The organism is Sphingobacterium sp. CZ-UAM, from assembly GCF_002000245.1.
GTDB lineage: Bacteria > Bacteroidota > Bacteroidia > Sphingobacteriales > Sphingobacteriaceae > Sphingobacterium.
Genome location: NZ_MTCM01000001.1, coordinates 1,934,628 through 1,959,533 on the forward strand (window position 1 = coordinate 1,934,628; position 24,906 = coordinate 1,959,533).

General features: G+C 41.5%; 20 protein-coding genes. 8 read left to right on the forward strand and 12 right to left on the reverse strand.

The features are described 5' to 3' along the window. Positions 1-9: 9 nt before the first annotated feature. From BWD42_RS08255 to BWD42_RS08285, 7 genes are all read right to left on the reverse strand, one after another. A complete protein-coding gene (locus tag BWD42_RS08255; protein ID WP_077434901.1) occupies positions 10-366 on the reverse strand; it encodes a response regulator transcription factor in 357 nt (118 codons plus the stop codon). 4 nt (positions 367-370) lie between these two features. Beyond that, positions 371-4,288, reverse strand: coding sequence for a response regulator (locus BWD42_RS08260; RefSeq protein ID WP_077434903.1), 3,918 nt, complete (start codon positions 4,286-4,288; stop codon positions 371-373). 336 nt (positions 4,289-4,624) lie between these two features. Continuing rightward, positions 4,625-5,779 (reverse strand): TIGR03364 family FAD-dependent oxidoreductase, encoded by a 1,155-nt coding sequence (locus BWD42_RS08265; protein ID WP_077434905.1) that lies wholly within the window; start codon positions 5,777-5,779, stop codon positions 4,625-4,627. Positions 5,780-5,797: 18 nt separating this feature from the next. After that, entirely contained in the window at positions 5,798-7,138 is a 1,341-nt protein-coding gene (locus BWD42_RS08270) for a DUF5690 family protein (protein WP_077434907.1), read from the reverse strand. 189 nt (positions 7,139-7,327) lie between these two features. After that, the gene (locus BWD42_RS08275) at positions 7,328-7,906 is read right to left on the reverse strand and encodes a helix-turn-helix domain-containing protein (RefSeq protein ID WP_077435905.1); all 579 of its coding nucleotides are present in this window, start codon (positions 7,904-7,906) and stop codon (positions 7,328-7,330) included. 48 nt (positions 7,907-7,954) lie between these two features. Next, on the reverse strand, positions 7,955-8,779 hold the full coding sequence (locus tag BWD42_RS08280) for a glycoside hydrolase family 16 protein (RefSeq protein ID WP_077434909.1): 825 nt from the start codon (positions 8,777-8,779) through the stop codon (positions 7,955-7,957). 108 nt (positions 8,780-8,887) lie between these two features. Continuing rightward, positions 8,888-9,376 carry an ester cyclase gene (locus BWD42_RS08285; RefSeq protein WP_077434911.1) on the reverse strand — a complete coding sequence of 163 codons (489 nt, stop codon included), beginning with the start codon at positions 9,374-9,376 and terminating at the stop codon, positions 8,888-8,890. Positions 9,377-9,865: 489 nt separating this feature from the next. On the opposite strand from BWD42_RS08285, the gene BWD42_RS08290 reads away from it, so the two are divergent. Genes BWD42_RS08290 through BWD42_RS08300 form a run of 3 tightly spaced genes read left to right on the forward strand, consistent with a single transcriptional unit; the run spans position 9,866 to position 11,763 of the window. After that, positions 9,866-10,798, forward strand: a complete 933-nt coding sequence (locus BWD42_RS08290; RefSeq protein ID WP_077434913.1) for a ring-cleaving dioxygenase — start codon at positions 9,866-9,868, stop codon at positions 10,796-10,798. Between the two features lie 33 nt (positions 10,799-10,831). Then, complete coding sequence (locus BWD42_RS08295; protein WP_077434915.1) at positions 10,832-11,131, forward strand: GNAT family N-acetyltransferase; 300 nt, start codon at positions 10,832-10,834, stop codon at positions 11,129-11,131. A gap of 11 nt (positions 11,132-11,142) precedes the next feature. After that, positions 11,143-11,763, forward strand: coding sequence for an alpha/beta hydrolase (locus BWD42_RS08300; protein ID WP_077434917.1), 621 nt, complete (start codon positions 11,143-11,145; stop codon positions 11,761-11,763). A 177-nt stretch (positions 11,764-11,940) separates the two neighbouring features. Here BWD42_RS08300 and BWD42_RS08305 read toward each other — a convergent pair whose 3' ends face one another. Next, the gene (locus tag BWD42_RS08305) at positions 11,941-13,224 is read right to left on the reverse strand and encodes a Gfo/Idh/MocA family protein (protein WP_077434919.1); all 1,284 of its coding nucleotides are present in this window, start codon (positions 13,222-13,224) and stop codon (positions 11,941-11,943) included. 403 nt (positions 13,225-13,627) lie between these two features. Between BWD42_RS08305 and BWD42_RS08310 the strand changes: the two genes are divergently transcribed. Both BWD42_RS08310 and BWD42_RS08315 read left to right on the forward strand, forming a co-directional pair. After that, the gene (locus BWD42_RS08310) at positions 13,628-13,819 is read left to right on the forward strand and encodes a cold-shock protein (RefSeq protein ID WP_077434921.1); all 192 of its coding nucleotides are present in this window, start codon (positions 13,628-13,630) and stop codon (positions 13,817-13,819) included. A gap of 190 nt (positions 13,820-14,009) precedes the next feature. Further along, positions 14,010-15,140, forward strand: a complete 1,131-nt coding sequence (locus BWD42_RS08315) for a DEAD/DEAH box helicase (protein ID WP_077434923.1) — start codon at positions 14,010-14,012, stop codon at positions 15,138-15,140. 65 nt (positions 15,141-15,205) lie between these two features. On the opposite strand, the gene BWD42_RS08320 is transcribed toward BWD42_RS08315, so the two are convergent. The 3 genes from BWD42_RS08320 to BWD42_RS08330 all read right to left on the reverse strand — a co-directional run bounded on the left by BWD42_RS08320 (position 15,206) and on the right by BWD42_RS08330 (position 19,102). Further along, positions 15,206-17,476, reverse strand: coding sequence for a cation:proton antiporter (locus tag BWD42_RS08320; protein ID WP_077434925.1), 2,271 nt, complete (start codon positions 17,474-17,476; stop codon positions 15,206-15,208). Between the two features lie 176 nt (positions 17,477-17,652). Next, entirely contained in the window at positions 17,653-18,378 is a 726-nt protein-coding gene (locus BWD42_RS08325; protein ID WP_077434927.1) for a LytR/AlgR family response regulator transcription factor, read from the reverse strand. Then, on the reverse strand, positions 18,368-19,102 hold the full coding sequence (locus BWD42_RS08330) for a histidine kinase (protein WP_077434929.1): 735 nt from the start codon (positions 19,100-19,102) through the stop codon (positions 18,368-18,370). Before BWD42_RS08330 ends, BWD42_RS08325 begins: the two co-directional genes overlap by 11 nt. A gap of 392 nt (positions 19,103-19,494) precedes the next feature. On the opposite strand from BWD42_RS08330, the gene BWD42_RS08335 reads away from it, so the two are divergent. Beyond that, positions 19,495-19,713: a hypothetical protein gene (locus BWD42_RS08335; protein ID WP_046672939.1), complete on the forward strand. Its 219-nt coding sequence runs from the start codon at positions 19,495-19,497 to the stop codon at positions 19,711-19,713. A gap of 96 nt (positions 19,714-19,809) precedes the next feature. Here the strand turns inward: BWD42_RS08335 and BWD42_RS08340 are convergent, their stop codons facing one another. Then, a complete protein-coding gene (locus tag BWD42_RS08340) occupies positions 19,810-20,988 on the reverse strand; it encodes a thiolase family protein (protein WP_077435907.1) in 1,179 nt (392 codons plus the stop codon). Between the two features lie 383 nt (positions 20,989-21,371). Between BWD42_RS08340 and BWD42_RS08345 the strand changes: the two genes are divergently transcribed. Together BWD42_RS08345 and BWD42_RS08350 are read left to right on the forward strand one after the other, a co-directional pair. Continuing rightward, positions 21,372-22,550, forward strand: coding sequence for an acyl-CoA dehydrogenase family protein (locus BWD42_RS08345; RefSeq protein ID WP_077434931.1), 1,179 nt, complete (start codon positions 21,372-21,374; stop codon positions 22,548-22,550). 31 nt (positions 22,551-22,581) lie between these two features. Continuing rightward, positions 22,582-24,696 carry a 3-hydroxyacyl-CoA dehydrogenase NAD-binding domain-containing protein gene (locus BWD42_RS08350; RefSeq protein WP_077434933.1) on the forward strand — a complete coding sequence of 705 codons (2,115 nt, stop codon included), beginning with the start codon at positions 22,582-22,584 and terminating at the stop codon, positions 24,694-24,696. Positions 24,697-24,906 lie beyond the last annotated feature (210 nt).

Sequence of the window (24,906 nt, forward strand, 5' to 3'; positions counted from 1 at the left end):
ACAATACGTTTATTTAGTTGTTAAGCGTTTTATTCTCAGGATCAGTTCGTTTGGACTGAAAGGTTTAACCATAAAATCCGATGCGCCAAGATCAAAGGCATCTACGACCACTTCTTCCTGCCCCATACTTGACAACACAATGACGGGAATCTTTTTTCCGATGCGTTTTATCGCGGAAAGAATTTCGATCCCCGACGCAAATGGCATCATAATATCGGTTACCACCAGATCGAAATCTGATGCCTCAATCTTCTCGATTGCTTCCTGACCATTTCTAGTTAAAACAACTTCATGTCCTTCCTTTACTAATTTGTGTTCTACGGTACGTAAAATTAACTCGTCGTCTTCGGCAATTAAAATCAACATATTCCTATTTATTTAAAATTTTCGTTATCAAGTCCAACCCCAGCTCCATTTCTACTTCAATTACAGCAAAGGCTTTCGAGAGATCGGTGTCGGATGAAATGCTAGTTTCCAGTTCTTCCGTTAATTGGGCAAGTTTAATCAATCCGGCGGTTGAAGAAGTTCCTCTCAATTTGTGTAATAGCTCCTTCATACGCTTCAGGTCATTTTCCTGTATTGCTTCTGCGATCTGAACACCCGATGCTGTAATTTCTTTGATGACCAGATCAAGGAAAAAAGATAAAAATGCAGGGTCATCGCCTGCCTGCTCATGCAGGCGCTGTACATCCAAATGTGTTTCAAGCTGAGCTGTTACCTCTTCTGATATACCAGAAGAGGTCGAAACAGATAACATAGCTTTTTCCAACGCATTAAATAAATCCTGTTGGCGAATAGGTTTAGCTAGAAAATCAGACATTCCCGCATTCAGACAGCGTTCTTTCTCTCCAGAAATATTGCCGGCTGTGATACCGATAATGGGTGTATTTTGATATTCTTTCATTTGACGGATCTGCTTCGTTGCTTCGATACCGTCTACTTCGGGCATTTGTACATCCAGGAGAATGAGGTCAAAATGGTTTGCTTTAGATGCCTGAATTGCTTCCGCACCATTGGACACTTCTGTCAAAATTGCATCGGGCATAATACTGGCCATCATCCTTACATTCAATGCCATATTGACCGCATTGTCATCCGCTAGCAAAACCTGCATTTCCTTTCGATAGACATCAGCAGATAAAGATAGATTTACCTTTGCCTGTTCCGTATCTTCTTTATTTTGTTGGATAGCCCTACGCAGGGTCTGGTACAACTCCTCCGATTTAATAGGTTTCAATAGACAAAATGAGCCTTCTTCCTGTCTAAATGTTGAAATTACTTCGTGCTCTTCGGAAGATGTATGCAATACAATCAAGGGAATACCTTCTTCCTGTTGTCGAAAGAGTTCCTTGATCTTTTCAATGGTTTCGAGTCCCGATAAAATAGGCATATGATAATCCATTAAGATGACATCGAAACGCTCACCCTTCATCAGCAATTGCAAAGCTTCCATACCATTTTCCGCCAAAACAGATTCGACTTGTTTATAACTCAGCATATGCTGCAGGATGGTGCGGTTGTTTGCATTATCGTCTACGACGAGCACCCGATTTAACGGTAATTGAGCATCTTCCTGCTCCACCGCCTCGCAGGCAACATCAATATCAAAATAAAAGGTAGACCCAGTGCCCAGCTGACTGGTCAGGTTTAACTTACTGCCCATATATTTCAATAAATTATTGGAGATCGTAAGTCCTAACCCAGTCCCGCCATAACGTTTGCTGACAGAACTGTCTTCCTGTGTAAAGGCATCAAAAATACGCTGCTGTTTTTCCTCAGGAATTCCGATCCCTGTATCACGTACTTCAAAACGCAGGCGTAGCTTATCATCAGTATGATGCAGCTGACTTATTTTGAATTCAATTTCCCCTTTTTCAGTAAACTTAACCGCATTGCCCAATAAATTTATAAGCACTTGTTTAATACGTGCATCGTCAACCCATATAAAGGCGGGCAATCCTTGCTCGATATTCAAAAGCAATTCGACTTCCTTTCTTTGAGCTTGGTATAAGACAACATTGATCACCTGATTGGCGATATCGTATACATTATGTTTATCGACAAACAGTTCCAGTTTTCCGGACTCGATCTTCGAAAAGTCCAGAATATCGTTGATAATATTTAACAGACTGTTGCCAGATTCATTAATGTAGCCCAAGTATTGCATTTGGATATCATTGAGCGGTGTTTTCAATAAGAGATCCGAGAATCCGATTACGCCATTTAATGGAGTCCGGATTTCGTGACTCATATTGGCCAAGAACTCTGATTTGGCTTTACTTGCCAGATCCGCCATTTTTTTCGCGTGTTTTAGTTCCTCATTTTTTTGGACAGACTCCGTAATATTCTGTGTGAAAATAATAATCCCACCAATGCTTCCATCGGTCAAATGCCAAGGTCTTACTTCCCAGTTGAAATGCTGTGGTTCGGCTATTCCACCCGCCTGAATAACTTCGTCTATATTCTTATAAGGAATCCCCCGCAATGCATCCTGATAGATTTTCTTTCGCTGTTCCGGAATATTTGGAAAAAGTTCAAACAGGTTTTTATTAAGCAATTGAGTTTCATCTTGATGAAAGTCTTCAATCCATTGGTTGCTCAATGATACATAATTAAAATCACGATCGAACATCGCCACGGATGCAGGCACATAATTCACAAACGCGCGCAGCATGGACTCTTTGCGTTCCAGTTCCAGGTATAGCGACTTACTCTTATCAATATCCTGGATAATACCAAATACCCGTTTACAGACATCATTCTCATATTCAGGAATTCCTTTTACCCTGACCCAAATCGCTTCTCCGCTCTGTTTCAACAGACGCAATTCCGTATCATAAGGTTTTCGGTTGCGGACCGATTCTTCAAATATCTGCCGTAGGGCGATTTGGCTTTCGGGTTCATAAAAACCGATGGCATGTTCAAAATCCGGAGTAAAATCAGGATCAACGCCGTGGATCAACTTTGTGGACTCTGACCAATATACCCTATTTTCAGCCAGGTTTACCTCCCAGCCACCGACCTGAGCAACAGCATTGGTCTGCTCCAAAATTTGTTTGGTATGCAGCAGGTCATTTTCCAAACGCATGCGATCGGTCATATTCAATGCAGTACTGACGACATAGGGCTTACCGTCTTCGTCCAGTTCGACCATATTGTGATAAAGCCAATAAATATCTTCCCCCTCTTTTGTCCGCAGGACCATCATTGCGGAGTCTTCTTTATTTTTAGCAATACGTTTTAAGTATTCTTCAACCAATGCCACATGATGTGGCGGAACCAATTTTTTCAGATTGAGCGACTTTACCTCTTGCTGTTCATATTTCAGCATGACCCTTCCCTTTTCATTGACAGCAAGAATATTGCCTTCCATATCATGCATACTCATCAGGCCAATGGCATTTTCAAAGAAACTACGGAAGCGTCGCTCTGAATTTTCCAGTTTCAGTTTTTCCTGACGCTCTTTGGTGACATTACGGCCAAAGGCCAGAATTTCATGGTTGATGGGGTCATGTTTAAAATGCCATTCAATAATGACTTCACTGCCATCTGCGATGGAAGTTGATGATGTCGATTGAATGCCGAAATCAGCAGCTTCGATCTGCTTTAAATCAGCAGCTAGTGTCTTCGTATCATCTTGCAATAATGTAAAAAGGGATTTTCCAATGCTATCTGGCCTTGATATCCCCAGTACACCGGTAAAGGCAGGATTGACATCTTTAACCCGGCAATTTTCATCCAACACACAAATAACATTGTTTGTCAACTGAAAGATTTCGGAGAAATATCCAGCCTGCCGCTTTCTTTTCTTTCCAAGTAGGATCTTGGTCACTCCTTTTCCAAGCTCTTCCAATAAATGTCGCTGCCGATCCGAAAGTGATTTTGGTTGAAAATCGATCACACAAATGGTTCCCAACACATCTCCATCCTCATCCATCAACGGTACCCCAGCATAAAAACGGATATTACCTTCCCGGATCAAGGGATTGGCGGAAGAGCGCGGATCTTCAAAGGTATCCTCGATAACGAGCAATTCCTTACTCAAAATCGTATATTGGCAAACGGTATTTTCTCTTTCGACAGTATCCAGCTCCATACCCACACAACTTTGTATACGCTGTGTTTGCTCTTCCATCATCGCTATCAATGATGCGGGACAGTCGGTAATCAAACAGGCTGCCTGCGCAAATACATCCAACTCGGGATCTTTCCCTAGTCCCATTAACTCATAAGACTTTAATTTCTCTATCCTTCGCCATTCATTTTCAGGGAAATTCTGATTTGCCATAAGTTGCTGTTTGTAATTTCTGGTTTTAATATGCCTGTGAAGTTAATAAAAAACATTGTTTAATACCTAAGCAATAAGGAAATATCATTGGATTGCTCTTTTATAAAGAACAATATTACCAGCAAATAGTTGGTACCAGTGAGCAGAAAGTTTTTAATAAACAATTGCAAACCGCTAGCAAAAATTCTTAATAATTAATTTTTTAAAACTACAAACTTATTCTATTCGCCTATAGATTGCTTTTTTCCTGCGAAATAGTTTAGCAGACACCAGGCTTAGAAAGAAAAAGGTCCTACTTTCGCTAAGTAGAACCTTTTTTAATGGAGGGGAACGTAATTAAAAAAGTTTTTCAATACTTTGTTCGGCATACCCGGCACTGGCTGTCATTCCTTTACCGCCGATACCGGTACGTACATGGATACGTGGACTAATGTCAACTTCAAGAATATGGTCTTTATGCTGTGAGTAAAAGCCCGACCAAGACGAAGCAATCCAGTCTTTCTGCATCGGAATAATACGGTTCGCCTCAGCAATCATCAGTTCGTTGATATAGGTATCCACTTCAAAACCCAGTTCGTCCAATCGATTACCGGCTGCATATTCATGTGAGTCGCCAACAATAATACTACCATCGGTAGCCTGTTTAAATAAAATATGGATGCCATATTTGCGCAGTTCGTGATAATGTTCAGGTACAGGAATAGCGCCAAATGACGGACAATATTCTTCGAAGCTTTCATAACGGCGAATCGTTAATCCAGTCAGGATATTTCCGGGTAGTTGGATCTGAGGCAAAGGTTTGGTACGCATCATTTGCAATTTACTGATTTCTAAACCGCTATCATCAAATAGAGAACGATACAGGATCTTAAATTCATAACCGTTGCAGATAATTACTTTAGCCCCTGTAAAGGTTTCTAGGCTACTTGTTGTCAAGCATGCCATTTCATTGGCATCTTCGCACGCGATAACAGTTGTGTCATATTTCAGCGTATACCTATCAAATTTTGCCTGCATAAAAATATGCAGCTGGCGAATCATCGTTTCGGGCTCAGCACTTAGTTCCTGTTCAAAAACAATGGCTTCTTTCACGTAATCCGCATTCATACTGGGATATTTTGCCAGGATTTGCTCTTTAGACCAAAGGGCATGCTCATATCCTTTGGTTTGATAATGTGCGGATAGTTCGTGGATGACCTGCACTTCATCGGCATCGGACGCGATATAAATACTGCCATTATTCCGAATGGAAATATCCATTTCCTGTTGGATGGATTGGTATATTTCCAATCCCCTTACACCATAATCAAACCACTCCCCTGCCATTCCTGAGGGCACCACCTGGCCAAAGTTGCGTACAGTAGAACCTACAGGAAAATTATCTTTTTCCAGCTGTAGCACACGTAAGCCTTTTTTCAGCGCGTGATAAGCATGAAAAGTCCCCAAGATACCACCTCCAACAACAATTAAATCGTATGTATTTGTTTTCATTCTTTAAAAATATTAGCATTAACTTATTTGTACTTCACCATTGGATGCTTGCCAGGGCTGTACCAATTTATCATCTTTTTTTGTTTTCATCTGCTCTTTCTTGCGAACAAAATAAACGAGCGAGAAGATCGCCAAAATAGCGCCTATAATTGAAGCAAGATAAACCAGTTGAATAAAATAAGCTCCCCAGGTGACTGAATTTGGCAAAAATTCTTTATTCATTAATATGAGAAAGCTTCCTAAATACCCCACCGAATCAGCCATATACATCACAAAACCGATATTACTTTTCATACGATAAGTCGCAATCATCCGTTCAAAAAATATGGCATTGTAAGGAATATAGGCCATGTACAGTCCCAAACCCACCAATAACATCCAACTGAGTCCCCCGATCCAGTGCCTGGTAAATAAATAGGTAGAAATCCCCGCAATAAGAAATCCCAGAATAATCATGTAATGAATCAGCTTAAATGCCTTCAGGTTGTTTTTTACCATAATCAGGCAGCCTATTAAAATTAAGACAATTAATGCAATCGTTCCATCGACTTTCGCAAAAATACCGGCCCCTTGGAGGTGCAGCATCTGCCAGATTTCAATCTCGAAATTGTCCCGCACATCGCGTAAAATGGTCAACATGGTATAGATAATAATGGTTAGGATAATACCCGGCATGAATACGCTAAAAAATTGTTTGCGCATCGTTGCATCCATTGCGACGCGTTCGGTCCGTAAACGCTTATCTTCTGCGGTCGGCCCAGGCGCATTTTCCAAAATCCATACACACAGCACAAAGGGTAAGAAAAAGAGCATCCCTGTTAAAAAAGGCATCCAAAATTCATTAACCTGAAAGGTATCCATTAACCAACGCCCCACAGTCTTGATAAAACCAGACGCAAAAATCAGACTCACCGACATGACGGCTCCCATAATTTCCGTATACCGACGACCTTCGAGGTAACTGAACACCAAGCCCCAAACCATTCCCAATGGAAAACCATTGATAAAAAGAAAAATGACATTCCACGGTTTTGGTAAAAGCGCAAAAGCCAATAATCCTGCCCATGAAATACAGATCAGGGCAATTAAATAACGTCCTCTATGCCGTTGCTTGCTTTCGGAGATAAATTTAATTCCGTAGAACTTCGAGAACAAATATCCCAACATCTGGATAATGACCATGCACACTTTATAATCTAAACCAAAAATAGATTCACTGGCGAAAGCCGAAGCTGTGAATGATTTCCGAAATGAATACATACTTGTATAACATAAAAATGCTGTAATAGCCAATAATATGGCCACCGAACGCTCGTCTAATCCCGCTATACGTCTTTTTACTCGCTGGTTAAAATCCATGATTTAGAATTGTTCGCGGACTTCATTGTCCGCAATCAAAAGTAAATTCTGGAAATTAACACAACACTAAACTTTTGTTAAGTATTTATAAACAAATATAAATAACCGAAGTGATATTGTAGGTAGGTAAATAAAAAAAGCATCACTGCTGAGTTCAGTGATGCTTTTTTATGCTACTAATACGTAGGGCTAGCGTTTATTTTCGAAGAAATACACAATAAGCATGAATGCTTTTTCCTTTCCTACATTGCGCGGTGTATGCGATAATCGTCCATTAAAGAAAATGGAGTCACCTTCTTCCAACCTAATTGTTTGGTCCTGGAATACATACTCCACCTCTCCGCTGATGATGTATTTATATTCATAGGCCTCGGTTTCTACCATCGGACGCTGTGCATCGGGCTGCAGTTCCAAAAGAACGATATCCATGGTAGAGCTATCCATGGCGGAGGTGAAGATTCGTTTATAATGAAATCCTATCGCATGTTCCTTTTCGAAGGCTGTATAGCTGTCTTTTTTTCGAACAACTATTGGCCCTGCGTCGAGGTCGGAATTAAAATCTTTAAAGAATTCATTCAGGTCGACATCCAGCGCATTGATAATATTGATCAACACCAACAGGGATGGAATCGTTCGATTATTTTCGATCTGCGATATGAGGCCCTTGCTTACACCAGCTTTATCCGCAACCTCCTGTATCGTGATTCCTTTCTCCTTGCGGATCTCTTTAATCTTATAACTTATTTTGAATAGTGTATTATCTTCCATAATTGGGTCAAAAATAAACATTATTTTCGCGGTCGGTATGTTAAGTTTTTATTGATAAATCTTGACCCAGTCTACCCGCATTTCGACTGGCAACTGTTCGGGATCTACTTTTCCCACCCAACTACCACCAAGCTGCTGGTCTATCAATAGGTAAAAAGGCTGATCATAAGGCCATTGCGAAGCATCAACACCGTTTATACGCGGATAAGTAAATGTATCCACACCATTCAATTGAAATACAATTCGATCTGGATACCAGCTTATACCATAGACATTATATGCTCCAGCATTGACTTTTGCTGTTCCCGAATGTTTGGGATTATCTTTTTGTCCGAGATTCAACGTATAATGCGAATGCGTCGTCTGATAAATTATATCATCAAAATTGAGGTGTTCCATGATATCAATTTCCCCATTTCGAGGGTATTGACCATATCTATCCAACTCGGCCAGCATCCACATCGCTGGCCATGCACCTTGTGCACTACCCAGTTTGGCTCTTATTTCGATACGTCCATACTGAAAGGCAAACTTTCCCTTACTCCATATCCCACCTGTTAGAAATAGTCTTGTATCTTTCTGCTGATCCGTGTTTCGGATCCCTTTGAGAATCAATTCCCCTTTTTCCCATCCAAAACAGGCATCATCTTGGCTCATATGACGGTTCCAGTCCGACCCACCTGCCGGAATCCGGCTCCATTTGCTCGTATCCAAATTTGGTGAATTAAAGTTGTCTTCCCACACAAGTTTCCATTTTTTTGTTTCCCGTCCGGGATTTTGCAAATACACCTGGGGGTGTTCTTTTGGATTATGATGTACACTGCACGCGGATATGAGGATATAAAACAGGCCTGCACCTAAAATTCGCTTCATTTAAATTAATTATTTTCTATAGTCAATACAAAACTACCCAATTTATGGATAGCGTATTAAATATAAGACCTTTTTAAAAAGGAACCAGCATTAATATCGAATAACTGATTAAAACATCGGATGGCTGTTAGCGGACTCCCTGGGCACATCTTGCTGTGCGTCCCAGTGTTCCACAATCTTTCCATTTTCTAAGCGAAAGATATCTATTGTAGACTTGAGACTACCATCCGCATTTTTATTCTTAATATGAATAAATACGAGATCACCATCTGAGGCAATACGTTGCACGTCTACCTTGGTTTTAGGCTGCCCTTCAAACCACTTTGCAGCGGCGGCTTTAAATGCGGCTGCACCATCAGCTACATGAGGGTTATGCTGAATATATTCCGGCGCAATATATTTGTCTACGGCCGATAGATCCTTGTCGCCGAACATCTGCTGATAGAAGTCTAATACGATCCGCTTATTTTCTTTATTGATATCTAGCTGTGTCTGATCCTTTTCTGCGGGTTTATTAGGCGTGCTTTTTTGCCCACACCCGGTAAATAAGAGCGCTACGATTGCTGTCAACAGCATAAAATTTGTTCGTATTTTCATTATCTGAACGTATTATGATGGATAAAAAACCGATTATATGTCTCAGTTTGGTATTGATAATACCCAATAAACAAACATTTGGTTTATCGTTTTGTTTTCCACCAGTTGTTTCCTTTAGTGAAGAATAGGCTGAAAAAGATGGCATGATAATTGAAAATTACCCCATAGTATAATATTCAGAAATATACATTTCATAAATTTAGGTTAATAATTGGTTAGATTAAAACACCAGAAGTCCCCAACTTCTGGTGTTTTTTTTTTCTGAAAGTATCTGTTTTCTATGGATCAGAAATAATCCACAGTTGATTTTTGGGGCCATTGCTGCCTCGTAAAAGCACGAAAGTCTTGTTTAAAGCCCTACTCCTTTTAAAAAGTTATCGACAAGCTAAAACAAAAAGTTCATTTCTTGTTTTTATTAATCTAGTTCAATGATTTTTTTTCTTGGCTGCCGTAATTTTACATCAGTTAAGAAAATAAAAAACAACAACCATGGACAATAAAATATTAGGACTGCACCATATTACAGCGATAGCTGATAACGCAAAACGAAACCTTGATTTTTACACTGGCGTACTTGGACTCCGTTTGGTAAAGAAAACTGTCAATTTTGACGACCCTGGCACCTATCATTTTTATTTCGGGAATGAACAGGGGGATCCGGGCACCATCCTGACCTTTTTCCCTTGGGAAGGTATTGGCAAAGGTACACAGGGTGCGGGTATGGCAACCCATATCGGCTATGCTGTTCCCGAAGGAAGCCTCGCTTTCTGGAAAGACAGATTGAAAGCGCATAATGTTGCATTCCAGGAAAATGAAATTTTTGGCGAAAAGTTAATTTCATTTACAGATCCTGACGGTCTACAGATCCAATTTATTGAACCGTTAACAAAAGATCACAGAAAGGTGTGGACAACCGCAGATATCACGAATGAAAATGCTTTAAGGGGATTTCATAATATTACCCTATCCTTAAAAGAGGCTGATCCGACACTAAGGGTCTTAACGGATATATTAGGATACACGGTGCAAGGTCAGGATAGTGGACGCTACCGGTTGACGACCGACAGCATAGATACGGCCAATATTGTTGATATTCTGGCAGATCGCAACCTACCTTACGGTCGTAATGCTGCCGGTACGAATCATCATGTGGCCTTTCGGGTAAAAGATGACAACATTTTAATGGAATATCGCGAAAAGGTGCTTTCTGCAGGTTTGGATATTACACCAAAAATCAACCGGGATTACTTTTTCTCCCTTTACTTTCGGGAACCTGGTGGTGTTTTATTTGAGATCGCAACAGACAATCCCGGATTTACAGTGGATGAGCCCTTAGAGCATCTTGGAACAGCTCTTAAATTGCCAAAACAATACGAAGGTCATCGGTCGCAGATCGAAGCTACATTACCAAAAATAAATTAGGATCGACATAAAAACGATTAAGTAAAGCAAAAAATGGAAAGAACAGAAATTGTACTGGATAAAAATCAGCGTGGTGAACTTCAATTATTCTCTGATGAGAAAAAAGCTGGTTTAATGAGCATCGCTATTATCGATGGAAGATTGGTCGTCTACCATACCGAAGTCGATGAGGCCTACGAAGGCAGGGGATTTGCCAAAATACTTTTGGAAAAACTGGTGTCCTATGCGCGGGAAAACACCATGAAAATTGTCCCGCTATGCCCTTATGTAAATGCACAATTCCATCGTCATCCCGACATATATGACGATGTATGGTTTAAGAAAACAGTATAGGAAAAACTATAATGAGTCACTCAAATAATATTAAAACAGCTGGACACAGTTTAGAAAATACAGAAAAAACATTGATCATGATTCATGGCCGTGGCGGAAATGCAACGGACATTCTGAGCATGTCTGCTTACCTGAATGTGGGGGATTACGCACTACTCGCACCACAGGCAGACAATTACACTTGGTATCCATATTCCTTTATGGCTCCTGAGCAAAGCAATGAACCCTGGTTAAGTTCGGCAATTCAAATCATTGAAAATACGGTACAACTTGCTTTGGATAAGGGGATCAAAACTGAAAACATCTATTTCTTCGGATTCTCCCAAGGCGCATGTCTAACGCTTGAATTCCTGGCACGCAATGCCCGGCGGTATGGGGGGGCGGTCGCCATTATTGGTGGACTAATCGGCGAAACAATCGATCCGGATAAGTATATGGGGGACTTTGCGCAAACACCTATATTTATCGGCACGAGTGATCCTGATCCTCATGTTCCGTTGGAACGCGTTAATGCGACAGTGAAAATTTTGGAAGCACAAAATGCGGATGTTAAACTAGCCGTTTATCCAAATTTCGGTCATTCCATTAATCAGGAAGAGATTACGATTGCCAACGAGTTTGTCTTTCGTTAGGCGCCCACGAAAGCTGCGCAACCAATAGTAAGGCCTTCAATCAGCCCTTTGTTGAAAAAGCGATGCATATGCTGGCTTTGAACTGTATTCATTTTAGCAGCTCAAAGTCAGCATATTTATTAAAAGTTATCGGTTTTCGATTGCTTACTTCCCGATGGCAAGTCTTATCACCAGCTATCAAACCTTGGGGTACTTATACCCGTTATGATATACCGAAGCCAGATATTTATTTGCTGCCTCGTCTTTAAAACGCTGTTTATCCTTATCCCAGTACAGCTTCTGTCCGGTTCTATAGGCAATATTTCCCAATTGCGAAAAAATAGCGATGTGTGCACCGACTTCAAGTGGAGCATGCAGCAGTTTCGGATTTTTCTGGCGAATGGCATCCACAAAATTAGCCATATGCTTCTCCAGACCGTTGTCAATGGAAGGCTGTAATGCAATTGCCTCCATCCTGCCCTTCTCGGGTATCACTTCCCAGCCAGCACGGTTTAATACCAAGGTCCCGTTATTACCAATAAAGGCGACGCCATGGTTACGGTTATAGGGGCCTAAATCTATTCCCTTGGCATGCTCCCATTGGATATTAAAGTTGTCAAACTCGTAGACTGCAGTCATGGTATCCGGTGTTTCCCCGGCATCATCCGGGAAGGCAAATTTTCCGCCGGAAGCCATAACAGATTTTGGGTCGGAGACATTCATACCCAGTAAGGCATAATCCAGCATATGTACGCCCCAGTCTGTCATCAAGCCACCCGCATAATCCCAGAACCACCTGAAATTAAAATGAAAGCGATTGACATTAAACGGTCTTTTTGAGGCGGGTCCCAGCCAATCCAAATAGTGTACACCTGTAGGAACCGGTTCGTCGGGATGAATGGGAATACTGTTTTTCCAGCCCAGATAAGACCAGGCCTTGACCAAGCGTATTTTCCCGAGCTTACCTGAATGGACAAAGTCAATGGCATCTTTAAAATGCTGTTGACTGCGCTGCCATTGCCCCACCTGGACAACAGCATTACTTTTGTTTGCCGCCGCTAGCATCAACTGGCATTCCTGAATAGAATTACCGATGGGCTTTTCGACGTAAACATGCTTCCCTGCCTTCACAGCGTCAATCATCTGTAAGCAATGCCAATGATCAGGTGTCGCAATAATGACTGCATCCACATCCGGGCTTTTCAACATTTTTTTATAATCCAGATAGGTTGAAACCTTTATATTCCGGTCCTGAAGTTCTTTTGCCCTTTTGCCCAAAATATGCTCATCCACATCGCACAGGGCCGTACATGTAACACCTTGTTGCTTTAACAAAGCATTCAGATCAGACCAGCCCATCCCATTGACCCCAATCACTCCCACTCGAATGGGTTGTTCAAATAGACTGGATGCATGGCTTCTACCGATGACGGATGCCGCAGCCAAAATACTGGAAGTTCGGATAAAGTCTTTTCTATTCATCAGATGCTGGTTTATATATTCACGGTTTAAGTTCGCGATGAAAATACAAAATTCACTTTAAGCCCTTACCAAAATTATTGTAAAATATATATCGACATTCAGCGCATTCCAGTGAGGAGCCCTAGGGAGAAGTTTACTAAGGGTTGAGATAACCGGAGAAAGTCTGTTGCTATTGATTCGTGTTTTATGATTCCCGGATGATATAGCCTACCCCATGTTACAGAATTTACGAAAGACACTTCAGCAACTGACTTTCAATACAATAGAAAAGTGCAGCTGAAAGGTCCTGAAGGTTGATTATTGATATATAAATGTTAAGAAAGAAAAAAAACTTTGTTATTTCAACGAAAAATAAAAGATTAGTCATTTATTATCCCTACCTTGCGGAACTTAATTAAAAATAATGAATACAGGTAAAATTAAATTTTTCAATGAAACTAAAGGTTTTGGTTTTATTACACCAGAGGATGGTAGTGCAGATGTTTTCGTACACGTTTCTGCTCTTAAGAACCAAGTATCTGAAGGCGACGTTGTAACTTATGATGTAGAAAGAACTCCAAAAGGAATCAACGCTACAAATGTAAAATTGGCGTAATCCAAAAAATACACTTTCTTGTTAATGGGGTAATTCATCATGATTTATCCCATTTCTTTTTCGTATTCTTCCCTTGTTATTTCAATAGACTTATTCGTTCCAGGTGTAATTAAGATACCTTTAATTAATCGGTTAAAACTATACAAAATATGCAGGGCCTTCGTTTAAGCTTATTTTCCTATCATATTTAATGGAATTCAAACAACTTAATTTAATACCTCCTCTCCTCAAGGCAATCGCGGAAACAGGATATACAACCCCCACTGCAATACAACAAAAAGCGATCCCCGTCATATTAAGCGGTCAGGATCTGATTGGATGTGCACAGACCGGTACCGGTAAGACAGCGGCATTTGCCCTACCCTTATTACAGCGTTTATCCGAGAAAAATGTACATGCGCATGGTAAGATAATGCCTATCCGCGCCTTAATCCTCACACCGACCCGCGAATTGGCCATTCAGATCGGTGAAAACATCAATTTATATCGCAAGCATCTAAAATTAAATTACAGCACCATTTTTGGCGGGGTCAATCAAGACAGACAGGTCAAAGAAATCAAAAAGGGTGTCGATATTTTAGTGGCCACACCGGGTCGTCTATTGGATCTGATGAATCAGAAACTGGTCTATCTGGATAAAATAGAGGTCCTCATCCTTGATGAAGCTGACAATATGCTCGACATGGGCTTTATCCACGATATCAAAAAAATCCTGGCTAAAGTACCTGCGAAAAGGCAGACCCTGTTTTTTTCAGCGACGATGCCACCAAATATTCGGAAATTTGCACATGGGATACTTCACAAACCTGTCGAAGTAGACGTAACTCCTGTGAGTTCAACTGCTGAAAAAGTAAATCAATCGGTTTACTTTATCGAGAAAAAAGAAAAAATAAAACTACTTACAAGCCTTCTTAAGCAATTTAAGCAAGACCGTACGATTGTATTTTCACGGACTAAACATGGGGCGGATAAAATTGTCAAATTATTGGCTAAAAATGGTCTTCGTGCTGCTGCAATCCATGGAAACAAGTCGCAAAATGCCCGACAAAAGGCATTGGGCGAATTCAAGGAAAACCATCTAAAAATCCTGATCGCTACGGACATTGCTGCACGGGGAATAGACATTGAACAGTTGCCGATGGTCATTAATTACGATCTGCCAAATGTACCGGAAACCTACGTGCATCGCATCGGAAGGACAGGCAGAGCGGGTCTGGAAGGTAACGCCATTTCCTTTTGTGACGTGGAAGAAAGACCTTATTTAAGTGATATTGAAAAATTGATCGGATTAAAGATTAAAGTGAATAAGATCGGAAAATAAACGCGGATCTAATTCCAATACAGCGCGCGCCGAAACTGATAGTTTCGGCGCGCGCTGTATAACGACTATTTTTTACGGTCTGCAAGCAGCAGCGTGGATGGTGTGCGGTGCAGCCAGTCGGGTTTTTTATTGACAATCTTATGCCAGGAAGGCAAACTGATGAGCATCAGATCTTGCTGCGCCCAGAGATCAACATCGAGACTCTTCTCCTCCAATATCGTCAAATGATTGGGCACAAGTTGTTCTAGCTGTCTCAGCTTTTCCCGGAAACCCTCCTGCGTCCGCAAAATCTGGTCAAAATCCCATACCATCACCTGTGCATCCGAATGATGAATTAACCGTTGTATAAGTACGCTAAGGAATTCATCATTTTTAAGTAGTATAGGAACAATAACACGGCGGGCCTTAACAAAATTCTTGTCAATCAAAATTCCTACCATCGCGTTAACTTTAGCGTTGATCTGTTGATTTCTATCAAAGGTCGCAAAAGGTGATTCGGCGTTTGTCACGGTATGGAACAATTTCTCCGGATTGATAATACGTGAAGTAAAATCCAAAAATCTTCCCAAAAGACTACCTTCGTAGATGGATTCGCTGACACCCAACAACAATAGATCTTGACTATGTTCATTTGAAGTCTGCACAATTTCACTGTCGATATCACTGGAAATTTTAAATATCGTCCGGATAGGTTGCGCTAATTCCTCCGCAACCTGCTTTATTTCCCGAAAGCTATCCTGCTCCTGCGTTTCTACTTCGTAATGATGGAGCTCGTTGGAAGGCTCGATATGCAACGCCGTAATTTCTGCAGTATTTTTTGATTTTAACGTTAGCGCATCTGCAAGATGAAGCAGTGAAATCCCGGTATTGCTCTTGGCAAACGATAGCAGTATCTTAAATTTCGATTTATTTTGAATTTCCTCCTGTAGGGAACGTTTCCGGGGGCGGTATAGATAATTGATCAAGTCCAACAATGGACCCGTCATAAACGTAGTGACCAATGCCATGACAACCATCATAGAAAATAATTCGGCACTCAGTACTCCGAGATCGTAACCGATGTTCAACACAATCAGTTCCATGAGTCCTCTTGTATTCATCAAGGCACCTATACTCAAACTATCTTTCCAGCTTTGTCCTACAAAACGGGCAGCTAAGGCACTACCGGCGAATTTACCAATTACTGCGACCAAAATAATCAACAGGGTGGTCATCCAGAGTTGCGGATCATTCAATAGACCGATCTGTGTACGCAATCCAGTGTAAACAAAAAATAATGGTAATAACAATAATGTGGAGACATCTTCGATTTTTTCAATAAAAGCTGTTCGAAAACGACTGTTTTCAGGCATGATCGCTCCCGCCATAAAGGCACCGAACAAAGCATGTATGCCTATTACCTCTGTTGCATAAGCAGACAATAAAAGCACAATAAAAAAGATGGCAACAACAGGTTTGTTGAGTCCTTCACGTGTCCCTTTTACTTCCCCCACACGCATCAGAAAGGGACGTACGATTTTGATCATCAGCAGCACATAGGCCAGCGCGAGGGCAACGGTATACAAGGCGCTTGCAAAATCTCCCGCCTTCACGATCGCGATCACCACGGCCAAAATACACCAGGCTGTAATATCATCAGCAGCGGCACAGGTAATCACCATTGCACCCAGTTTACTTTTCTGCAATCCACGTTCCTGTACGATCCTAGCCAAGACCGGAAAAGCAGTGATGCTCATCGAAATCCCGATAAACAAGCTATAGGACAAAAATTCCACATTCGCCGGTGGATGATATAAGTATAAAAAGTAGGCTAAAGAAATGCCAAGTGTAAATGGTATAACGATACTTGCATGCGAAATCACCACAGCATCGTGGGCTTTGTTGCGCAGCACATTCAGGTCCAGTTCCATTCCGATAATAAACATAAACAGGATTAAGCCGATCTGGCTTAGAAACTGTAGGTTGCTCAGAGATTCAACAGGAAATAGCGTATGGGAGAATTCAGGAAAATAAAGCCCCAATAAAGATGGTCCCAATATTATACCAGCTAGCATTTCGCCTATCACAACAGGCTGTTTAATCTTTATACAGATCCAACCCATTACCCGGGCAGCAATAATAATCGTTACAATCTGTGCCAACAGAATAGCCAAGGGGTGCTGAATACTATGTAATAAAGTCAATCTAAAATCCTGCCAGGCACCCCGGCTTATCTTTTCACTGGTAAGCAGCCCCTCGCTTTGCATTTGCGTACCTAAATGAATAACCCAGTACATCACCAGCAGCAGTGTACCGATTAAAGTCACATAAAAAATCGTATTCCTGTATTTCTTCATCCTTTTTCGCTTTAAAAAGTTAACGGTGATAATTGCATGTATGAGCTTACTCCAAAATCAACGTTCCAGTTGGATTTGGAGTATAACCATCACAAAAATAGAATTCTGGGTCTGTTTTAAGACGTGTCGGGCTACAAGAACGGAAAAATATGTAATGAACTCCTTGAATTTTGTAATCAATTGAATCTTTCAAGGAATGTTTTTTTATAAGATTCTCCCAGGCTAAAAACAAGAGGTGTATCCTGTCCATCGATCAGACTGCTGGTAATCACATCGCCCGAAAAGAACTTCACAATTCTCAGTGCGATGATTTCCTTTTTATTGATACGAATGAAATTTTGTTGCGGCAGTAGCGCGAGGAGCTTGTCGAAACTGATATTTTTTAATAAAATAGTGGACCCATCGTTGAGGAACACCATCTTATCGCGACTATCTACTTCAGCAATCTGAACATAGTCAATCTGACTGAAGTAAAGTATTGCTTTGCCCTTATTGGTATTGAATTGTGCGAAAGGGGAAGGCTCCGCCGGCCGGCTAGTGATTACCTGCTCAACTTTCAGAACGGCTTGCTGCAGGCGCGACAGCGATATTGGCTTCCGTATATAATCTACGGCATTGATATCAAAAGCGTCGCTGGCATACTGCTTATAGGCGGTAGCGAAAACAATGGGGTAATTTTTTAGCCGTTCTGCTATGTCAAAACCATTAAACTGGGGCATTTCAATATCCAGTATACAAAAGTCAAAATCTAAGCTTTTGTATTCGTCGAGTAACACCGCAGGATCATTAAATGCTTTGACTACCTCCAGACCGGGAATCTGCTCACAGAGCATCTTTAGAAACCGCAACCCAGGCAGTTCATCATCCAATAAAATGCATCGCAGCGTTTTCTCAATTTTCATACAGTCGGATCTGAAGGTAAGCGTTATAGACATCATTTTCTACAAAACGTTTTAATTCATGGCGATCTGGATAATACAGCATCAACCGTTCCTCCAACGTCTTACTGCCTATTCCACCTTTGGTTTTATACAAGGGTGAGCGCTTCGATATTTTATTGCTGACAGTCAATTCCAGCAGACCATTGCGAAAGCTAAGTACAATCGAAATAAAGGAGTCGGGATGGTGAAAATCAGCATGTTTAAATGCATTTTCGATGAGGCCTACAGTCATCAATGGTACCAGTGAAGGACGTTCCAATAATGATTCGTTCAATTCATCAATATCAAATTTAACCCGCATATCAAACAAGGGACTCAACTTAACCTTATTGACTTCAATTAAATTACGGGCAAACTCGATCTCCGCTTTTGGAGATACCAGCTCCTCTTCACTTTCATATAATACGTAATCCAATACCATAGCCAGCTTATCCATCGTATAGTAAGTTTGATAGGCGTGAGAAAGGATACCATTGAGCGAATTTTTCAGCAAATGTGGGTTTAATCGATTGCGATGCACATGATCCATCTGCTCATTATCCATTCGTTTAAAAAGTTCCTGATGCCGCCGCTCTTCCACCCTGAGCTTTTTGTATTTCCGTATTAATAATACATACAAAATCAACAGGACAACGACTGCTACAAGCAGAAATAGAATAATTATATTGGAAAGTTCAGTAGTCATGATTCCGCTCAAACTTAATTAAAATTTTATTAGCAACGAAAAATGAAACAGGATCTAAGTGATCTTCCTTCTATTAGCTGCAGGCTTCTTTCACGTAAGTCCTGCTTAAATCCGTTAAGAAGATTCCCTTATACAAAACTTGGGTAAACCCGCCTTTCAGCCGACAACACCGCTCAAAACACAAGACAAAAAATGCTATTTATTAACTATAAAATTTGCAGGTATTGATTACAAAAATTAACAGTTTCATTACAATTTAGTCACTTTAAACTATTAATTTCAGAGTATTCTTCTTATATTGAGAGTATTGTAATTAGCCGATCAAATGATTGTCTACGCTATTTTGGTTAAACCTGCCTGATTTGTTCTAATCGGGCCTAATATGAAACACGATGGAAAAGCTCATTTTCGAAACTAATGCACAACATCCCAGTCTTGTAGACAAGATCAAACAAGCTGTTGAAAAATTAAATGGTATCCATGAATGGAAAATAGATCTGGATTCTATTTACAACCTGTTAACCATTGAAGGCATTCGACTCAATCCGACAGAGATCGAATCTGAACTTGCACTTCATGGCGTTGAGGCAAGTCGCCTTTATGAGGAATAACCTCAATCAATGTTCTGGCACATTGTCACCAACCAAAGAATAGACTTTGTCCAGATAAGTACTTACTTTAAAATAAATACTTATCTGGACAAAGCATTATAGTTTTTTTATAATCATTCCCGAAGCACCACCCCCACCGTTGCAAATTGCAGCAAGTCCGATTGTCCCGCCTTCCTGTTGTAAAATGCTCGTCAAGGTGACGACTATTCTCGCTCCGGAACAACCCAATGGATGACCCAGGGAAACTGCCCCCCCATAGATATTCACCTTACGCATTGGAATATCCAGAATTTTAGCGTTTGCAAGTGCAACAACAGAGAAAGCTTCATTAAATTCAAAATAGTCAATATCATCTTTCGTTAGTCCAGCCTTTTTCAAAACCTTTTCCGTTACTATAGCGGGACTTGTCGTAAACCATTCTGGCGCTTGTTCTGCATCAGCATAGGCTATGATTTCAGCCAATGGTTGCAATCCCAGTCCCTTCACCTTCTCAGCACTCATTAATAATACCGCAGCCGCCCCATCGCTTAATGTGGATGCATTTGCGGCAGTTACCGTTCCATCTTTCTTAAAAGCAGGTTTTAATTCGGGGATCTTATCAAAATTGACCTGTGAAAACTCCTCATCCCTGGAGATTATCTGCTCACCCTTGCGCCCTTGGATAGCGACAGGACTGACCTCCTTGATGAATTTATTCTTCTGCCAAGCCTCCAGGCTCCGCTTATAGGAATTAATCGCATACTCATCCTGTTCGGCCCGGCCGATACCATATTTCTCAGCACATAATTCAGCAAAACTGCCCATTGGTTCATTTGAATAGACATCACTTAAACCGTCCCGTTGCAAACCATCGACGAAACTCTGGCCACCGAACTTGGCACCCCAGCGCATTGTATTCGCATAATACGGGACTTTACTCATGTTTTCCATACCTCCGGCAATGACCACATCGGCATCCCCCAACAAAATAGATTGTGCGGCAAAAGCGATGGCTTTCATTCCACTGGCACAGACTTTATTTACTGTAGTCGCTGTTACCTGATCAGGTAAGCCGGCAAGCCTTGCAACCTGGCGGGCGGGAGCTTGCCCCAAATCGGCCTGCAGAACGCTACCGATCAGAATTTCATCGACTTGATCTGCAGCAATCCCAGTCTCATCCAATACAGCACGGACAGCATGAGCGCCCAGCGCTGTCGCCGCAACCGATGATAATCCACCTCCAAAACTTCCTATTGGCGTACGCTTTGCCGCAACGATAAATACACTTTTTGACATGTTATTCTGTTTATAATTGTTTTTTCTTGAATTCAATAGACTTGCTACCCGATTCACCTGAGGATTCATCAGCCAAAACTGGTATCATTCCTTTCCTAAAGATAAAAAATATAACACAAACAAGCGAACCCTCTTATTTTATTTTTTAGGCCAAAACAAAATAAATAGAAAAAAAACAAGGCAAAAAGTTCCCTACATAACCTATTTGACAAAAAATAAACAATAAATATTTGCAGAAAAGCCAACGCTTTTCGCTAAATTCGGTTAGACATTCCGCTCTTTTTAACGAGGGCGATGTTATACCAAGATAAAGCAAAAGACAAATCGTTTTCAGTCCGCAGTCATGTAACTGAAACCAATAACCAAAAGTAAAATAAACAATTATGCAGGCAAGCAAACTCACAGCCGAACATCAGATTTTTCGCGAAACCATTCGGGCATTTATTCACAAAGAAATCATCCCGCATGTAGATCAATGGGAACAGCAGGGTGAAATAGATCGAAGCATTTGGAAGAAAATGGGTGACATGGGTTTTATGGGACTCAACTACCCGGAAGAATATGGTGGTCTGGACCTGGATTTTTACTATTCGATGATTTTGTGCGAGGAACTATCCTATTGTTTTTCGGGAGGATTCACGATATCTGCTCTGGTCACCCAATACATGTCAGCTCCTTATCTATTGAAATATGCATCTGAGGAACTCAAGCAACATTACCTTAGACCAGTGATCGCCGGTGATATGGTGAGTGCTGTTGCTATCACCGAACCTGGGGCGGGGTCTGATGTCAAACAGATCAAAACAACTGCCGTCCGATCGGGCGACCACTACATTGTCAATGGCTCCAAAACATTTATCACCAATGGCTACTACGGCGATTTTTTTATTACGGCTGTTAAAACCGATCCAGAAAAAGGAACAAAAGGCATCAGCCTCTTACTGATAGAAAGACATGCTGAAGGTGTTTCGGCAAATAAAATCAACAAATTAGGCTGGCATGCCTCGGATACTGCCGAGTTGGGTTTCGATCAGGTCAAAGTACCTGTTTCCAATCTGATTGGAAAGGAAGGTGATGGTTTTCTTTATTTAATGGCCGGATTGCAATTGGAACGTTTGACCGCCGCCATACATAGTCTGGCTACAGCGGATTCCGCATTACAGTACACCCTGGAATATATTGGGCAGCGGCAGGCATTCGGCAAAAAAATCCAGGAGTTTCAGACGATTCGTCACCGCATTGCCCAGATGGCTGCCGATATCGCAACTACCAGGGCTTTTGTCTACCAGTGCTGCGATCTCCAAAATCAAGGTGAATATGCCGTTCAGGATTGCTCCATAGCCAAACTGCAAGCCAGCGAGCTTGCCGTACAGGTCGTGAGCCAATGTCTTCAGTTATTTGGGGGCTACGGATTCACCGAAGATTACAAAATCGCCCGTCTATATCGGGATGTACGGGTCGGAACAATCATTGGCGGAACATCCGAGATTATGCTGGAAATCATTGCAAAGATGACGATCGACAAGGTTAACTATCAATCAAACAAACCCAGCTTAACTTAAACATTTTCAACACAAAAAGCAGTTCAGCATAATGACTTATCAGGTACACCCATTTTTTCATATCGAACAGGACAATCAACATATTGTCACCATAAAACCATTGGCAGATGCAGCGACCGAGGAGTCAACAATCCTTGACCGTATACAGGAGTTTGTCGACTTGGTGGCTCATGTACTAAATGAAAAAGAAGTCCGCGGATTGATCTATACCTGTCCGCTAAACAACAAGCAGACTGATTACATCCGATTATTTGATCAGGTTTCCAATGGTCAACTCGATCCCGAGATCATACAGAAAACCACTTGGAAGGCATTGCAATGGAAGACCTTGGGCAAACCTATTGTATCGATCTTGGATAGCAACTGCACGGGCATCGGTTTAGCAACGATGCTATGGTCAGACTACCGTATTGCAGGTCCACCGATAAAACTGGGCTTTCCAGAGAGTAAATTCGGCCTATTTACCGGCTTTGCGACGACCATTACCTTAGCTCAACTTGTAGGTTCTACTGCAGCGTTGAACCTGTTGACCCAAGCAAAACTGATCTCAAACAAAGAGGCTCTTGAACTGGGTTTGGTGAATGAGGTAACAACAGATAGCGAGCAGAGCCTAGTGCTGGCAAAGAACTGGATTCTTGAAAATTCAAAAACCAGCATTTCCACCTCCAGCCCAACAGCAGTCTCCGCCGAATTTGAAGAAGCTTGCACTATTGTTTTAAAGAAAACAAGAGGATTGTTACCCGGCACCAATGCGGTTGTACAGTTATTAAAAACAAGCCAATCGCTGTCTTTAACAGAAGCTGTGGAGGCCGAGGCAAAGCTATATCATAAGGTATTAAATGCCCCTGAACCGCTGCACATGGTCAGGACACTGTATGAAGGCATACTACAGGCACAACATCGTGACCGTATCAAATCACTCGGCACCTATGCAATCAAAAAAATAGGCATCCTGGGTGCAGGTATGATGGGATCCGGCATCGCCTATGAAGCCGCCAGAGCAGGCATTTCCGTTGTTTTAAAAGATGTGAACAGAACTCAGGCGGAGCAGGGAAAAGCTTATTCTGCCAAACTTTGTGATAAATTACTTGCACAGGGCCAGATAAATAGCTTACAACAACAGACGCTTTTAGCCAATATTCAACCCAGTGACCAGGTTGCTGATCTTGTCGATGCTGATCTTATTATTGAAGCGGTATTTGAAGACCTGGAGTTAAAAGCCGAAGTAACCCGACAAAGCCTTCCCTATCTTGCCGAAAATGGTTTTTTCGCATCCAATACAACGTCGTTGCCCATTACAACTTTGGCTGCGGCAACGGATCGGCCAGAGCATTTTATCGGTATGCATTTCTTCTCCCCTGTAGATCGTATGCCATTGGTCGAAATTATCTGCGGTACTCAGACCGATCAAATAACATTACAAAAAGCGATTGCAATCGCTTTGCGCCTCGGTAAGATTCCCATTGTTGTACATGATGGCCCCGGATTCTTTACATCCCGTATTTTCTTCAATTACCTACTGGAGGCCATCACCATGTTGCTGGAAGGCATTCCGGCAAGTCAGATTGAAGACGAAGCCATACAGGCCGGATTTGCTGTCGGTCCATTAGCAGTACTCGATGAAATTTCATTGGAACTGATGCTGCATGTCTATGATCAGTTTCCAGCATTGCATAATAGTCAGCGACGTGCGTATGCCCATTTAAGCAAAATGATTAAAAATGGCAGAAAAGGTAGAAAATCCGGCCATGGATTCTATGATTATGATGCAGCTTCCAGAACGAAAACAGTCTGGCAGAACCCCGCACTACCTACATCAGGAGAATCCCCTTCCTCTGGAATAATACAAAAAAGACTTCTTCATGTCATGGCCCTTGATAGCTACCGTTGTCTCGAAGAAGGTGTATTGGAACAACCCATTGATGGTGATATCGGCTCTATCCTCGGTGTAGGCTATGCAGCACATACCGGTGGTGTATTTGGCCATATCGACCTTACAAGCCTTCCTGTTTTTGTACAGGAATGCCAGTCATTTCTACACCTGGGTGAACAATGGGAAGTCCCCCGTTCGTTAATCGAACGTGCTGACAGGAATTTTAAATTTTATACAGGTTTTGATTCAAATTGGCCAGGAAAGAAATCCTAGATTGAAACAGTTATAAGTTCACGAGGAAACATTGTGTATCGGACAGCGCTCTCGAATAACCAGGAAACAACTCTTAAATGAAGCGGAAGCATTTTAGCATGAAACATCTAGATCAAACAAGTCATTTGTATTTAGCTAAAAATCGTTCAATTAAATAAGATCTCTGAGAAAGTCATTGATCGATAGTTTGCCTGCTATCGATCAATGACA

Coding starts and splice junctions, on each gene's coding strand:
- BWD42_RS08350 (WP_077434933.1), top strand. CDS start 22,582: ATGACTTATCAGGTACACCCATTTTTTCATATCGAACAGGACAATCAA.
- BWD42_RS08275 (WP_077435905.1), bottom strand. CDS start 7,906: ATGGAAGATAATACACTATTCAAAATAAGTTATAAGATTAAAGAGATC.
- BWD42_RS08330 (WP_077434929.1), bottom strand. CDS start 19,102: ATGACTACTGAACTTTCCAATATAATTATTCTATTTCTGCTTGTAGCA.
- BWD42_RS08340 (WP_077435907.1), bottom strand. CDS start 20,988: ATGTCAAAAAGTGTATTTATCGTTGCGGCAAAGCGTACGCCAATAGGA.
- BWD42_RS08325 (WP_077434927.1), bottom strand. CDS start 18,378: ATGAAAATTGAGAAAACGCTGCGATGCATTTTATTGGATGATGAACTG.
- BWD42_RS08310 (WP_077434921.1), top strand. CDS start 13,628: ATGAATACAGGTAAAATTAAATTTTTCAATGAAACTAAAGGTTTTGGT.
- BWD42_RS08285 (WP_077434911.1), bottom strand. CDS start 9,376: ATGAAAATACGAACAAATTTTATGCTGTTGACAGCAATCGTAGCGCTC.
- BWD42_RS08300 (WP_077434917.1), top strand. CDS start 11,143: ATGAGTCACTCAAATAATATTAAAACAGCTGGACACAGTTTAGAAAAT.
- BWD42_RS08255 (WP_077434901.1), bottom strand. CDS start 366: ATGTTGATTTTAATTGCCGAAGACGACGAGTTAATTTTACGTACCGTA.
- BWD42_RS08295 (WP_077434915.1), top strand. CDS start 10,832: ATGGAAAGAACAGAAATTGTACTGGATAAAAATCAGCGTGGTGAACTT.
- BWD42_RS08320 (WP_077434925.1), bottom strand. CDS start 17,476: ATGAAGAAATACAGGAATACGATTTTTTATGTGACTTTAATCGGTACA.
- BWD42_RS08290 (WP_077434913.1), top strand. CDS start 9,866: ATGGACAATAAAATATTAGGACTGCACCATATTACAGCGATAGCTGAT.
- BWD42_RS08260 (WP_077434903.1), bottom strand. CDS start 4,288: ATGGCAAATCAGAATTTCCCTGAAAATGAATGGCGAAGGATAGAGAAA.
- BWD42_RS08280 (WP_077434909.1), bottom strand. CDS start 8,779: ATGAAGCGAATTTTAGGTGCAGGCCTGTTTTATATCCTCATATCCGCG.
- BWD42_RS08315 (WP_077434923.1), top strand. CDS start 14,010: ATGGAATTCAAACAACTTAATTTAATACCTCCTCTCCTCAAGGCAATC.
- BWD42_RS08270 (WP_077434907.1), bottom strand. CDS start 7,138: ATGGATTTTAACCAGCGAGTAAAAAGACGTATAGCGGGATTAGACGAG.
- BWD42_RS08265 (WP_077434905.1), bottom strand. CDS start 5,779: ATGAAAACAAATACATACGATTTAATTGTTGTTGGAGGTGGTATCTTG.
- BWD42_RS08345 (WP_077434931.1), top strand. CDS start 21,372: ATGCAGGCAAGCAAACTCACAGCCGAACATCAGATTTTTCGCGAAACC.
- BWD42_RS08305 (WP_077434919.1), bottom strand. CDS start 13,224: ATGAATAGAAAAGACTTTATCCGAACTTCCAGTATTTTGGCTGCGGCA.
- BWD42_RS08335 (WP_046672939.1), top strand. CDS start 19,495: ATGGAAAAGCTCATTTTCGAAACTAATGCACAACATCCCAGTCTTGTA.